The 13,753-nt window shown below is 41.6% G+C and carries 12 protein-coding genes; 3 read left to right on the forward strand and 9 right to left on the reverse strand.

The annotated features are described in order from the left end of the window. Position 1: 1 nt before the first annotated feature. A complete protein-coding gene (locus LV85_RS07975; RefSeq protein WP_111318077.1) occupies positions 2-601 on the forward strand; it encodes a class I SAM-dependent methyltransferase in 600 nt (199 codons plus the stop codon). Here the strand turns inward: LV85_RS07975 and LV85_RS07980 are convergent. From LV85_RS07980 to LV85_RS08000, 5 genes are all read right to left on the reverse strand, one after another. Further along, positions 598-1,947 (reverse strand): neutral/alkaline non-lysosomal ceramidase N-terminal domain-containing protein, encoded by a 1,350-nt coding sequence (locus LV85_RS07980; protein ID WP_111318080.1) that lies wholly within the window; start codon positions 1,945-1,947, stop codon positions 598-600. The two genes, LV85_RS07975 and LV85_RS07980, sit on opposite strands and share 4 nt — an antisense overlap. Before the next feature lie 6 nt (positions 1,948-1,953). Next, on the reverse strand, positions 1,954-3,117 hold the full coding sequence (locus tag LV85_RS07985) for an AIR synthase related protein (protein ID WP_111318082.1): 1,164 nt from the start codon (positions 3,115-3,117) through the stop codon (positions 1,954-1,956). A 305-nt stretch (positions 3,118-3,422) separates the two neighbouring features. Continuing rightward, entirely contained in the window at positions 3,423-4,451 is a 1,029-nt protein-coding gene (gene hemH, locus LV85_RS07990; protein WP_111318085.1) for a ferrochelatase, read from the reverse strand. Between the two features lie 98 nt (positions 4,452-4,549). Beyond that, positions 4,550-5,785, reverse strand: coding sequence for a cation:proton antiporter (locus LV85_RS07995; RefSeq protein ID WP_111318088.1), 1,236 nt, complete (start codon positions 5,783-5,785; stop codon positions 4,550-4,552). Between the two features lie 6 nt (positions 5,786-5,791). Further along, the gene (locus LV85_RS08000; RefSeq protein WP_111318091.1) at positions 5,792-6,622 is read right to left on the reverse strand and encodes a universal stress protein; all 831 of its coding nucleotides are present in this window, start codon (positions 6,620-6,622) and stop codon (positions 5,792-5,794) included. Positions 6,623-6,892: 270 nt separating this feature from the next. On the opposite strand from LV85_RS08000, the gene LV85_RS08005 reads away from it, so the two are divergent. Further along, positions 6,893-8,500, forward strand: coding sequence for a M14 family metallopeptidase (locus LV85_RS08005; protein ID WP_111318094.1), 1,608 nt, complete (start codon positions 6,893-6,895; stop codon positions 8,498-8,500). A gap of 12 nt (positions 8,501-8,512) precedes the next feature. Further along, a complete protein-coding gene (locus LV85_RS08010) occupies positions 8,513-10,246 on the forward strand; it encodes a M14 family metallopeptidase (protein WP_111318431.1) in 1,734 nt (577 codons plus the stop codon). Positions 10,247-10,421: 175 nt separating this feature from the next. On the opposite strand, the gene LV85_RS08015 is transcribed toward LV85_RS08010, so the two are convergent. The 4 genes from LV85_RS08015 to LV85_RS08030 form a co-directional block, all read right to left on the reverse strand. Further along, on the reverse strand, positions 10,422-11,060 hold the full coding sequence (locus LV85_RS08015; RefSeq protein ID WP_146260447.1) for a hypothetical protein: 639 nt from the start codon (positions 11,058-11,060) through the stop codon (positions 10,422-10,424). Next, positions 11,060-11,635, reverse strand: a complete 576-nt coding sequence (locus tag LV85_RS08020; RefSeq protein WP_146260448.1) for a hypothetical protein — start codon at positions 11,633-11,635, stop codon at positions 11,060-11,062. The genes LV85_RS08015 and LV85_RS08020 overlap by 1 nt, the downstream gene beginning before the upstream one ends. Before the next feature lie 343 nt (positions 11,636-11,978). Then, on the reverse strand, positions 11,979-12,545 hold the full coding sequence (locus tag LV85_RS08025) for a hypothetical protein (protein WP_111318103.1): 567 nt from the start codon (positions 12,543-12,545) through the stop codon (positions 11,979-11,981). Positions 12,546-13,133: 588 nt separating this feature from the next. Beyond that, a complete protein-coding gene (locus LV85_RS08030) occupies positions 13,134-13,622 on the reverse strand; it encodes a DUF4252 domain-containing protein (protein ID WP_111318106.1) in 489 nt (162 codons plus the stop codon). Between the last annotated feature and the right edge of the window lie 131 nt (positions 13,623-13,753).

The following is a 13,753-nucleotide window of genomic DNA, read 5'->3' on the forward strand; positions in this document are numbered from 1 at the left end:
AGTGAAAGATCATTACAGTTTCCTTGCTCCTTTTTACAATCAGCTGTCCAAACTGATTTTTGATGATCAGTTGATGCAGGCAAAAACCTATTTTGTAGAAGATCTATCGAATAAAAAGATCTTAATTATCGGTGGAGGAGATGGTTTGGATTACCAAAGTTTCCAAGCTCAGCTATCAGGTGAGTATTGGGAAATCTCCAAGGCGATGCTCAGCAAGGCAAAGTCCAATCTTGGAGAAAGTGGCTTGAGCTTTCATTTGGGCTATTATCAAGTCGAAAAGGAGGGTTTTTTTGATGAAGTCTGGCTTCATTTTGTGCTGGACACGATGAGAGATGAGGAGATCGCCAATCTTTTAGGAGAAATTAGCAAAAGTATTACACCTGGCGGAAGGATTTATCTGGCCGATTTTTTTGCTCCACAAAATACCTTTCAGCGGATTATGCACAGGTCTATGATTACATTTTTTAGAATAATCACTCAGCACAAGCGGGCAAGCATTCCTGATTATGAGGAAATATTAGTCGCTGATAACTGGAAGAAAAGCTCTGAAAAGGAATATGTGAAAGCTTGGGTCAAGGCTCAGGTTTGGGAAAAAAATTAAGGGTTGGACCTATTGATGATCGCTAGTATCATCTCATCAAAGTATTTTCCATTTCCAGGTCCATACCAGTTCATTTCTCTGACTTCATGGAAGTTCTCGTCATAGAGTTCATCAGGAGTGATATAGCCTATGTAGCCACCGTTGAAGGTGGTGACAATGAGATTCAGACCTTTGCTTTGCGCCAGCTTCTCCCATTTCGCATAGAATACTCCTGATAGCTCACCACTGGATGCGATCATCAACGTATTGCCGACCTGCGTAATGTCCAGATGTGCATTAGTCTCGCCGAGAAGGTAGTCGAAAAGCCATGGGCGCAGTCGTAAATTGTCCGTAACCCGCAGTTGAGGTGCACGTAGTGAAATAGGTAAGTAACCTGTATTGATCTGGTTCTTTTTGACAGTAGCAAAGTAAGTCATCCGAAGATTCAGCGTAGAATCCAGTTGATGCGCATATAGTTCGACCATTTCAGGAGTGTTTCCAGGTCTTAGTGGTCTATGACTTCCCACTGTTCCAGCTGCATACATCGCAAAGTCAAAGTTACCAGCCTCTAGCTCCTTGGTTAGGTAAAAAGGATAATCACCCGATAAGCCCATGAACTTGGTGCTCATGGTAGTCGCATGAGCTGAGTAGGTGAGGAAAGTGGCTTTCTTGCCTGAGTTTTTGGTGAAAATAAGCTGACGGACATAGGGATCTGTCGGCCCATCTTTTACAAATCTATTGGCAACCAGATCTCCTGCATCTGACTTTCTGTAGTTGATGGAGACAGTGTCTTGAGTAGCAATTGCATTTTGCAAAGCAGTAAGACTTCTGGAAACCATGAGATCCACAATGTCTTGATTGTAGCCTCCGAAAGCCATTTCTCCCATCGGGCCAGGCATATAGCCTCCCATTCCTGAATGTGTATGTGTGGCGGTGAAAATAACCTGATCAATCGGTAGGTTTGCTTCTTTGATAGCTATCTGTATTCGGGAAGCAAGAGACGGATGTACGATCAGCAGTTCATAATTGAGCCAGGCAACACGGGTTTTGCCATTTGAAAGAGCCAATGCTTTGACATAGCTGCTGTCTTGAACGAATTCATATTTTCCCCTTGGTGCATAGCCAACCAGCTCAGCAGCTTCGGGCGGTGTCATATTGGTGCTTGACCAACCTGCCAGCCATGTGTCTCCCTGCGATTCAGAAAAACTACTCTGATCTAATCGCTCGAAAGTCTCTTTATAAAAGTCCTGATCTTGAATGGGAGAGCGATCTACTTTTGCAAGCAGCAAAAATCCGAGAACTAGTAAAACAACAAAAGTCCAGCATAGGACTTTTGTTGTTTTCAGTAAGATGCTCTTAGTGCTCATTGAAAATTAATATTCAAATTTGCCGTGAGGACTAGTAATCGTTACTTTCTTGCCTTGGTGCGGTTCTACTCTACCGATGATCTGAGCTTCTACGCCATACGATTCGGCGATGTCGATGATCTCCTCGGCATAGCGCTCGTCAAGATAAACTTCCATTCTGTGGCCCATGTTGAAGACCTTGTACATCTCCTTCCAGTCTGTACCACTTTCTTCCTGTATGATCTGGAAAAGGGGAGGAGTTTCAAACAAATTGTCTTTGATCACATGCACATCATCCACAAAGTGAAGAACTTTTGTCTGTGCACCTCCACTGCAATGCACCAAACCATGAATTCTAGATCTCATGTAGTTGAGCACATCCACCATAATAGGTGCGTAAGTTCTAGTCGGTGAAAGTACCAACTTACCGATATTTACAGGAGCCCCTGGAGCTGGATCTGTTAGGTTGTATTTTCCTGAGTACACCAGATCTTCCGGAACAGAAGGATCAAAGCTTTCAGGGAATTTTGTCTTCAATACTTTGTTGAACACATCATGACGGGCAGAGGTAAGTCCGTTGCTTCCCATGCCGCCGTTGTATGCCGTTTCATATTTTGCCTGACCAAAAGAAGCCAAACCTACGATCACATCACCGCCTTGAATCTGATCATTGGAGATCACTTCGTCACGTCGCATTCTACAGGTGACCGTGCTATCCACGATGATCGTTCGTACCAAGTCTCCCACATCGGCAGTTTCGCCGCCCGTGAGAACAGCGTTTACGCCATTGTCACGAAGCATCTGAAGAACCTCTTCGGTACCTTCGATGATCGCGGAAATCACTTCGCCAGGGATTAGATTTTTATTTCGGCCAATCGTAGAGGAAACGAGGATGTTATTGATCGCACCCACACAAAGCAAATCATCGGTGTTCATGATGATGGCATCCTGCGCGATACCTTTCCAAACACTCAGATCGCCAGTTTCTTTCCAGTAGGAATATGCCAAGGAAGATTTGGTGCCAGCACCGTCAGCATGCATGATATTGCAGTATTCGGGATCGTTGCCAAGGGTGTCCTCCACGATCTTACAAAATGCTTTTGGGTAAAGACCTTTATCAAGTTTTGCAATGGCCTGATGCACATCTTCTTTGGAGGCGGAAACTCCGCGCTGCATGTATCGCTCGTTCATGGAGGCAAAGTTAATAGGTTCTATTCAAAATGGATGAATATGAGGGGTAAAGTTGATCTTATTGGAATGATGGTTTTAACCGCGAAGTACGCAAAGGCTGCGCAGAGGGCACAGTTAAAGAGTTGGACTTCTGTCTTGGTTCAAAGTTTCCTTATTTGGTTCAAGTCTCATGACTTGGACCCAAAATCACTGCAGTCTTCAGACTGCTTTCTCTTTTAAATATAAAACGTCCTGCTTCTCCAGAAGCAGGACGACTTTGCTCTCTGCGATATATTCCGCATACTCCGAGGTTAAAGTCTATTATCTCAAGAATGCTCCAGCACCATCTCCTTAACGCATTCCACCCAGGTGTTTTCAGAATTCAGGCTTGGAACTAAATCCCATTCTTCTCCTCCTGCTTCCAGGAATTTGTCACGGTATTCCCCCGCTACTTCTACAGTGGTTTCCAGGCAGTCCGCCACAAAAGCAGGTGAGAATGCCAATACTTTCTTCACTCCTTGTTTAGCTAAATCGTCAATCACTTCATCCGTATAAGGCTTCACCCAAGGGTCTTTTCCGAGTCTGGACTGGAAGCAGTTTACCGCTTTTTCTTCAGGTATTCCAAGTTTCTCGCAGATTAAGCGGGTAGTCTGAAAGCACTGCGCACGGTAGCAGTAATGATTTTTTGCGCCGTATTTATTACAGCAAGCTCCTAGCTGGCAGTAGCCATCTACGGAACCTTTGAGGATCTGACGCTCGGGAAGTCCGTGGTAGGAGAAGAGAATTTTATCGTAATTCTTGCCTTCCATCATCGCACGACCGCGTTCTGCCCAAGCTTCCAAGAACAAAGGATGCTCTATGAAATTACTGATAAAAGAAATATCTGGGATAATCTGCCAGTCGCTCGCTATTTCCATCACTTTCTCCTGAACTGAGCCAGTGGAGGCAGAAGCATACTGAGGAAAAAGTGGGAGAACAATGATTTTTGTGACATGAGCTTTGCGCAGTTCTTCGAGCCCAGATTCTATTGATGGACTCTGGTAGCGCATAGCAATAGCTACTTTGTATTGCTTAGTATCTAGTTTTTCGATCAAGCGATCTCTGAGATCTTCGGTATGGAAAAGTAGTGGAGAACCTCGATCTGTCCAAAGTTTGCGGTATTCATGCGCAGATTTTGGTGCGCGAAAAGGAGCGATGATTAGGTTGATCAGCATCCATCTATTGAGATATGGGATGTCGATCACACGCTCATCCATTAGGAATTCACGAAGGTATTTTCTTACATCGCCGGTAGCAGTACTATCTGGAGTTCCCAGGTTCACCAGCAAAACGCCGGTTTTTCCCGATTTATTCATGTGTGCTCTATTGAGTATTTCCGATTGAGAACCCAAAAATACGTCCTATTGTTAGATTTAGCCAATTGATCTTGCGAATCACTGAGTGAAAAAAGCTCTTAGATTTTCAGATTCCTTGCCCAGCCTATCAAAGGTCCAGCACTCATACTGGCGATTATTGCTAGAATTACCAGTCCTATAAAGAGCGGTTCGGTCACCAAACCGTTTTCTAAAGCGATCAGCCCCAGTACAATATCCATGCTTCCTCTAGTGCTCATACCAAAGCCAGCGACAATGGATTCTTTGCGCGGAACCCCTGCAAGTCTTCCTCCGAAGTAAGCTCCATAATACTTGGTCACTAAGCCCACAATAATCACCACACCGACGATTCCTGGATCAAAGCCTGAGATAAAGTTGACCTTCAGGCCGATAGACACGAAGAAGATAGGGGCGAAAATATTATTGATAAACTGGTGTAGAATCTCTTTGGCTTTTTCGGTCAAATACTCCGAATCTCCCAAAGCTACTCCTATGATGAAGGCTCCAAAAATGGCGTGAATCCCGATGAACTCAGTGAAGGATGCAGCCAAAAAACAAAGCGCTAAGGAAAGTGACAATAAACCTCCCGGCCAGGCTAATTTCTTGTTGATCCAAGGCAGTACTTTATTGATCAATCCTTTTCCTATGGTCAGCATGACTAAGGTAAATAAAAGCGTCAGTCCGATGGTAGGCCAAACTCCCAAGCCATCACTTCCGGATTCGGAGAGTGATAAAATCACTGAGAAAATCAGCCAGCCGAGCACATCCACGATCATCGCTCCTGCTATAATAAGTAGTCCTGAAGAGGTTTTGAACAGGTTCAAATCCATGAGAATCCTGGCTACAATCGCCAATCCTGTGATAGAGATGGCAAGCCCGAAGAAGGTAGAAGCGACTATTCTGTCATTGATATTCACGCCTAAGAACTCAGGGAAAGCATAGGCGACTACAAATCCGGCGATGATCGGTAAAACCATAGATGCTACGGCTATGTAAAGGGCCTTCTTACCCTGACTCCACACGATATGCAATTCTACTTCCAGACCCGCGATGAATAGTAAGAGCACCACGGAGATCTGGACAAAGCCATCGAAGGCTATATTAGTCATCTCATGGGCATTAAATAAGTATTCATGAGCCCCAGGGAAGAAGTTTCCTAGGATGGTAGGCCCGAGGATGATCCCGGCAAAAATCTCACCTACTACAGCAGGTTGTTTGAATTTCCTGGCTACTTCCGCGAAGATTCTGGCCAAAATAAGTATAGATGCGAGCTGGAGGAGCAGATTAATGACCTCCTTATGGTCTAAAGTTTCCATGGAGGATTAATTTTTTACGATTAGTAAATTACAAGGCAAAGTGCTCAATAGATCTTCCAAGTCATGTGGGAAAATTCTGTCAAAGAAATTCAACTTATGATCATCACCTACTACGAGCAGATCAGCTTCAATTTTTTCGCAGAAACGTGCTAGTTCCACAGCCCATCTTCCTCCAGTTACTTTAATATTTAACTTCAAATCTCCTTGATCTATGTTTTTTAAAATCTCCTCCACATACTGCATTTCATTTTGAACTAGTTGTCGGCGAGTTTGTGAGGCTTCTTCTTCTGAATCTTCACTGGCAGTTCCCATCTGAAGCCCATACATTTTGATTTCGTTGAGTATATGAACCTGCTCAGCATCTACTTTTTTGGAAAAATTGATTCCCACTTCGATTACGTGAGGGGTGATCTCAAGTTGGGTGCCATTGACAACTATTTTGTCGAAGAGGGTGGAACCCACCTTTGGTTCTATTAGCGTCAACACAGAACAGGGAGCTTTTCTAATGATTTTTCTACCTACGGATCCCATATAATACGTCAGGAATCCCTCACGCTTCAAAGCACCAGCTACCAATAGGTCCGCATTCTCCTCCTCACAAGCTTGGATGATCATTTTCACAGGCTTCCCTTCTTTCCAGATCAACTTGGTTTTGAGTTTGTCCAAACCTGTTTTGTGAATAATCTCATCCAGTTTTTCTTCCAGTTCATCGGTTTTTTTACCGATATGAATCAGGATCAGTTCAGAGCCGAAGAGCTGAACTAGACGTTTTGTTTCTGAAATAAGAGCTTCCATCCGAGGGGAGAAAGCTATGGCAAGGGCGACTTTTTGATACATTTTGAAAAAGCTAATGCCCTTAAATAAGCGAATTTTCCGCACCTGTACAATAGTTAGGTGTAACTCCATTTATCCCAATGACTATCCATTCAAGGGTGATTTCTGCATTAAGAAAAAGGAAAGGGCATATTGTCATAAAAATTTAGTAAAATTTAGGTGTCAATCTTTTTTTTAGATTTGGCGAAATAGAAAAATATAACCCAAGAGATTCCTCTCCATCCAGATAACTGCCTGAATTGGGAGGGCCGTTTAAAAACAAATACTAATCATATGAAAAAAACACTACTCAGTTGGTTGTTGATCGGAGGGATGGGCCTTTCTGGAGCTGCATTTGCGCAGTCGGATTACCCTACTCTCTCACAACTAAACCAGCGTTTGCAGCGCGTGGCTTCCAATGCCTCTGCTGAACTAACTTCCCTCACTAAGACTGAAGGAGGAAAAGATATCTGGGTGCTGAAAATTGGCACCGGTGCAGCGGATCAAAAGCCTGCTATTGCCGTAGTCGGCGGAGTGGAAGGCTACGAGGTATTGAGCGTAGAACTTGCTGTTCAATTTGCCGAGAAGCTAGTAACTGATCATGCTGATGCACTTGAGTCTACCAGCTTTTACATTTTCCCAAACATGTCTCCGGATGCTTATGAGCAGTATTTCGCTTCGCTAAAATACGAGCGTAGAGGAAATGCGCTAGCTGTAGATCATGACCGAGATGGTACGCCAGGCGGATCTGGATACACGGATCTCAATGGTGATGGAATGATCACCATGATGCGCGTGGAGGACCCTACAGGGGATTATTTGATCTCTAAAGAAGATGATCGTGTATTGGTGAAAGCAGATAAATCCAAAGGTGAATCTGGCAAATACTCACTTTACAAGGAATCTAAGGATGATGATCAAGACGGTGAGTTTGCCGAAGATTTGAAAGAAGGAATAGCTTTCAACAAGTCATTGACCTACAAATTCCCCGTGTTTGAGCCATTGGCTGGTGATATGCCAGTGACACAAAAGGAATCTAGAGCACTACTTGATTATTTATTTGAGCAGTGGAATATTTTTGCCTTTGTCACTTTTTCCCCAGCAAACAATCTGTCTTCTCCACTGAAGTACAATGCTGGCAACGCCAAGAAGCGTATCGTGACTTCTATTTTGGAAGATGATCAAGCACTCAATGCATTGGTTTCAGATCTATACAAGGAGACGGTGAAGCAGAAGGCTTTCCAGCAAGACAATCAGGGTACAGATGGTGATTTCTTTCAGTGGGCATATTTCCACTTTGGAAGATTGAGCTTCGGTACGCCAGGCTATTGGACTCCAGAATTCAAAGATTCTACGGGGAAGGGCAAGTCGAATGCAGAAGCTAATTACTTGGCTTGGGCCGATTCTCTGGGTACCAATGATGTGTTTGTGCCTTGGACAGAAATTCAGCACCCTGATTTCCCAGGTAAGAAAGTGGAAGTGGGTGGAATCAAGCCTTTTGTAATGACAAATCCTCCATATGAGCAAGTGGAAGAAATCGCAGATCAGCATACAGATTTCATTTTGAAACTAGCCGCTATGCAGCCAAAACTCGAGATTCTCAATGTGAAGTCTGAGTCACTTGGTAATGGTTTGACTCGAGTGACCATGGATCTGTTCAATAACTCAGCCATTCCTACGCATTCAGAAATGGGTGAAAGGTCTAGATGGCTACGCAAAATCAGAATTGACATGGATGCAGATGCAGAGGATATTGTCTCTGGAAATAAGATTGAACTGAAGGACTCCTTAGGAGCTTACGAGAAAACAAGCTTCAGCTGGATCATTCGTGGTTCTGGAAATGTGACTGTAAAAGCCGGCGCTTCACATGCTGGGTTCGCTACCACAACTGTTAAACTCTAAGCCATGAAAAAGATGAAAACAACAAAATTGATCCTTGCTTTGGCGGTAGCAGCACTTAGCCTAGGAAGTTTTACAGCTGATGCGCAGGAGAAGTTCTTCCGTGCAATTGGCACACCACACAAACCTAAAGTAGAAATCGCATTCAACCGATATTATACTTACGAAGGTCTGGTGGATAATATGAAGAAGATCGCGGCAGCACATCCTGATATTGCCAAAATTGAAACAATAGGACAGTCCTACGAAGGCAGAGACATAATGACGCTGACGATTACGGATTTTTCTACTGGAAAAGATACAGATAAGCCAGGAATGTGGATTGATGGGAATATTCACTCCAACGAAATTCAGGGTGCTGAATTCTCACTCTATGGAGCTTGGTACCTGACTGAGATGTTTGCTGATAATGAATTTATCCAGCAACTTCTGAAGGATAAGGTGTTTTATATCACGCCTACGATCAATCCTGATGCGAGAAATGACTTTTTCCTAGAGCCTAATACTGCCAATTCACCTAGATCTGGAATGATTGTTTTAGATAACGATGGTGATGGTGTAGCTGGTGAAGATGGTATGGATGATCTCGATGGGGATGGGCATATTACCATGATGATCAGAAAATCTCCTACCGGACGATATATCAAGGATCCACAAGATGGGCGTAAGCTAATTATGGTTGGAGCTGATAAGGTGGGAGAGTACGAAATCCTAGGTCAGGAAGGTACAGATGGCGATGGAGATGGTCGTGTAAACGACGATGGAGTGGGTTATTATGACCCCAACCGTGACTGGGGATGGAACTGGCAGCCAGATTACATTCAGCGTGGTGCGATGAGATATCCTTTTACACTACCTGAAAATCGTTCAGTAATGGAGTTTGTGATGAAGCATCCAAATATTGCTGGCGCTCAGAGTTTCCACAATTCAGGCGGAATGATTCTAAGAGGTCCAGGTGCCGAAGAAGATGCAGGAACCTACAATAGAGATGATATAAGGATCTATGATGCTATAGCAAATAAAGGAGAAGAGATTATTCCTGGCTATCGATATTTGACAGTTTACAAAGATATGTATTCTGTGTTTGGTGGGGAATTAGATTGGTTTTATGGGGTAAGAGGCATTTTTACCTACTCCAATGAGCTGATGACACCTTACCTTTATTTTCATACCCAAAATCAAGGACGTGGACAGGACGAGATGTACAAGGTGGATGAGTTATTGACTATGGGCGATGCCTTTGTGAACTATCATGAGTTTGAGCATCCTCAGTTTGGAACAGTAGAAATCGGTGGATTTAAGAAAACCTTTGGCAGAGCTCATCCAGGATTCTTGCTAGAGCAAGATGCGCATAGAAATATTGCATTTACGATCTATCATGGCTATCACACTCCTAAACTATCTGTAATGGATGTGAAAGAAGAAGATCTGGGTGGAGGCTTGAAAGCCATCACGGCTACTATCTTCAATGAGCGCTTAATGCCAACTCACGCGAGTCAGGATCTTAAATACAAGATCGAAAGACCTGATTATGTTACGATCTCTGGAGCTAAAGTTGTTGCAGGTTTTGTGGTAGAAGATGAGGACTTCAATAAAGTCACCGAGCAAAAATTGACTCCTGAGAAAATCTCTGTCGCGAATGTGCCTGGGATGACCGGAGTCAAAGTGAAGTGGATTGTGTCTTCAGGATCCAACTATTCCATTACTGTGGACTCCGCCAAAGGTGGAAAAGCGAGTTGGAAAAAGTAAGGTAGTCGCAGTGATCAGTCGCAGTTTACAGTGCTAGATCGCCTGATTGTCAACTATATAAATAAAAATGCGGAGCAGAGATGCTTCGCATTTTTTTTGCCTTTTAAATATAGGATTTCATGATAAAAGTATTAGGCCATTATGAGACTATTGTTTAGATGTGTAAACTAGGTTATCATAAATCAATTTTGAGGACATAGTAGTTTAGGGTGTTTTCCTTTTCTTGAGTTTTCCCTTTTATAAAAATGCCCCCTTTATAAATAAAAAATAGTTTTCCAACATCAGGCTGGATTTCAGATAAGTTGATTTCACCTAGCTTTTTCAAAGCTAAGTCAAACACTTCTATATACATCTCATAATCTTGCTTTTGTCCTTTTTCCTGAGGCCCCTTTATCATTCGGAAATACCCATCCCCCGAGGGTAAAGTGTCGATAATACTATACGAAACATCATAATCCCAGAGGTAACTTGTTTTGCCTGCCTCCTTGCTAGCTTCAGCGCGGATAGGCTTAGGATGATTTATTTTCTCTGATGGGAAATTATAGGTGGGATAATCTAGGTTAGTGCTACTGTTGGTTTTTGTGTTGTAAACGATCAAATCATTCGAAAATACATAAGACATGAGTATAGAATCACCAATTACATTCACATATGGAAGATTATTTTTTACTTGAATTATTCCGTTTCCGGAAACTTGAAACTGATGTTTTTTCAATAATTCTTCATCATAAATAGCAGGTAATTCTGTAACCTCTTGAGTTGATAAATTAAACTTAAAGAAAAACACTTCTCTGGACTGTAAATCTTTAGCCATTAAATACATCTCATCAGTTTTTGGGTCATACCATGGAAATCCAGCCCCCAATACACATCATATAGCCCGCTAAAATTAATTAAAGGATAAGTTTGAAATTCTTTGAATTTGTCAAAGTGAATTGTTCTTTCGTAAGTAGTGTCAGCACTAAACCAAGACAATAACCCTCTAGGTTGAATAAAATGAGTGCCACTCTCAGTTTGAAAAAATGACCCCGCGCGTGGAAAAGAATAGGGTCCTTCTATTTCCATTTTACTACCACTTTTGAGTATTGCTTCTTCACCATTAAAATAAAGTGTGTCAATCGTTTTTGCTGCTGAGTTTAACAGAAGCATGGTTTTTCTATCATCATCTAGCATATATGGTGGGAATAGGGGGTCTGATGATAGACCATTGAATCCTAACTCAAGGTGATTCACATCACTAATTTTCACCTGAAATAAGGTGTTAGATTCAATTTTTTCTGCTGAGCAGGATGCTAAAACTAGCGCAATTAACCAAAGGTATCCCAATGCACTTTTTACTATTCTGCAAAACAGTCCATTTCGGGTTGAGACGAAAGTGTTAATTGTCATTGAAACCAAATCTAAATCGTGATCATTGAATTTACATAGAAATTATTAGCAAATTGTAGCCTATGGAGTCAACATCGGCTTGTTCCAGAGTTAAGTAAGGATCAGTTTGATTACAACCATCTTGCAAGGCAATTGCTGAAATGAATATATAAAAAGTGTGACTTTTATATATGAATCACTGATTTTTAGCCATAATGTAATTTTGGTTAATTCTATGAAAAAGCTTTTATGTCCAATAAATTCTACTGATATCTCAAATTATATAATGGTCAACGAAAACTATAAACAACAAAACCCCGCTCGATTGCTCAAGCGGGGTTTCTTTATAGAAAGTTGGTTTAGCTTAAAGGCTAGTTACGTATCCTTCAAATCCTGATGCAGTCTTCACTTTGAAGCTAATACCTGCTTCAGAGATATTGTCTAGCGTGTAGATCTTGTGTAGTCCTTGAGGATTGTCGATTTTCTCAGTGTGGATCAATTTGTTGCCATCGTAGATCATTACTTCGATATCTTTAGCTTCCAAGTTGCTTACAAGCAGTCTGTACTGATCGTTTCCCATTGGAGATACTCTAGAGAATACAGCAGGAGTTTCTACTATATAGTTGTTGAAGGAAGCAGTTCTCAATACGCCTGATTCACCTAACACTTCTACAGAATAGTTTCCATTAGGAAGATCCTTGAGATCATACTTCTTAGCAAAAGCTTCAGACTTGTTGATTTTATCTCTTAGGATTACATGACCTTCTGAATCTGCGATTTTTACAGTCACCATACCTTGAGGTGCTTCGTTGAAAGCTACAGCAACTTTCGTAGTTTCAGTTTGTCTGATGTGAACAGATGTTTTTTCTGTTGTGGCAAAGGCTCCTGCAGCGATCCCCGCTACAAAAAGCAATGTGAATAATTTTTTCATTTTTAATAATTGGTTTGAATAGGTTCTAATTTTTGTGTAACCGCCGGACGGCTGATCCGTCTCTTGGTGGGGTAATTTGGGCTACATTTTCCATCGGGGTAACCGATTGGTTTGTTATTATGATTCAAAGGTACAACGGAAATTATTAATTGCAAATTCCATAATTAAAAATGATGATCGTTAATGATTTATTAACATTTGTCCATAATATTTATGAATATAATAAAATACGCTCGCAATCGATAGCGGAAGTCACAGAATTCCGAGTTTTGCCATTTTTTAAAAATATTTGTTTGTATAATTGATATTTGCAGAATATAAATACTAAGTGTTCTGTATATTTCTATAGATTTCCAATGGAAATTTTGTTGAAAAAAAATTAAAAAATTTTAAATATGCCTCTTGAGTAGGGTGGGAATTAAGCCGATTTTGGATTTTTATACATTTAGGTGGCTGATTTTTATCTCATATTTTACCCTAGTTTTTTAAAATGAACAAAAAAAACAGGTTTAGATTTGATTTTCTAAACCTGTTTATGAGATTTCTGCACAAAAATGAAATGTGCTGTTTTTAGCTTTTTGCGCTAAATCAGTTTTTTCCCTTATAATTTGCAGCTTTTGCTACTAATTCCTGGTCAAATTTACCCTTCAATTCTACGACCATCAAGTCACCATCATCACCTCCGACGAGTACCACCAAATCCGAAATAGTTTTTCCTCCCTTAGAATATACAATTACTCCGCCTTTCTTGCCTTCAGAAGCCTCCATAAGCAAATCATAACGTTCGCGTTCCAAGCCCTTCTGCAAAGCTTTGTATTCCATTCGGGTGTCATCTGCATGATCAGGAAGTGTAAAGAAGTTCAATTTCTCGATAGACTTAGCCACTGTGGCCATATCGTTTTCGTCGATATCGATCTTGAAGCCTTCGGCAAAGTTCATAAAATTGCCTCCCAGCTCCATGTGGAAGAAGTCATCTTCGCTCTTGTATTTTTCATACAGGGCTTTGACACTTTTGCTTTGTGCCTGAACGGACATCACCGCTCCAATTAGTGCTAGGCTTAGAATTAGCTTTTTCATAGTATTATATATAGTGTGGTTTGTTTTAAAATATTCTTCAATTTCCGTAACCTATTTTCTGTCCTCCAGTTTTGCCTTACCTGCTACCTGCTACCTGCTACCTGCTACCTGCTACCTGCTACCTGCTACCT

This window comes from Algoriphagus chordae (assembly GCF_003254055.1).
GTDB lineage: Bacteria > Bacteroidota > Bacteroidia > Cytophagales > Cyclobacteriaceae > Algoriphagus > Algoriphagus chordae.

Coding starts and splice junctions, on each gene's coding strand:
- LV85_RS07985 (WP_111318082.1), bottom strand. CDS start 3,117: ATGAACGAGCGATACATGCAGCGCGGAGTTTCCGCCTCCAAAGAAGAT.
- LV85_RS08015 (WP_146260447.1), bottom strand. CDS start 11,060: ATGGCTAAAGATTTACAGTCCAGAGAAGTGTTTTTCTTTAAGTTTAAT.
- hemH (WP_111318085.1), bottom strand. CDS start 4,451: ATGAATAAATCGGGAAAAACCGGCGTTTTGCTGGTGAACCTGGGAACT.
- LV85_RS08000 (WP_111318091.1), bottom strand. CDS start 6,622: ATGTATCAAAAAGTCGCCCTTGCCATAGCTTTCTCCCCTCGGATGGAA.
- LV85_RS07995 (WP_111318088.1), bottom strand. CDS start 5,785: ATGGAAACTTTAGACCATAAGGAGGTCATTAATCTGCTCCTCCAGCTC.
- LV85_RS08030 (WP_111318106.1), bottom strand. CDS start 13,622: ATGAAAAAGCTAATTCTAAGCCTAGCACTAATTGGAGCGGTGATGTCC.
- LV85_RS08025 (WP_111318103.1), bottom strand. CDS start 12,545: ATGAAAAAATTATTCACATTGCTTTTTGTAGCGGGGATCGCTGCAGGA.
- LV85_RS07980 (WP_111318080.1), bottom strand. CDS start 1,947: ATGAGCACTAAGAGCATCTTACTGAAAACAACAAAAGTCCTATGCTGG.
- LV85_RS08020 (WP_146260448.1), bottom strand. CDS start 11,635: ATGACAATTAACACTTTCGTCTCAACCCGAAATGGACTGTTTTGCAGA.
- LV85_RS08005 (WP_111318094.1), top strand. CDS start 6,893: ATGAAAAAAACACTACTCAGTTGGTTGTTGATCGGAGGGATGGGCCTT.
- LV85_RS08010 (WP_111318431.1), top strand. CDS start 8,513: ATGAAAACAACAAAATTGATCCTTGCTTTGGCGGTAGCAGCACTTAGC.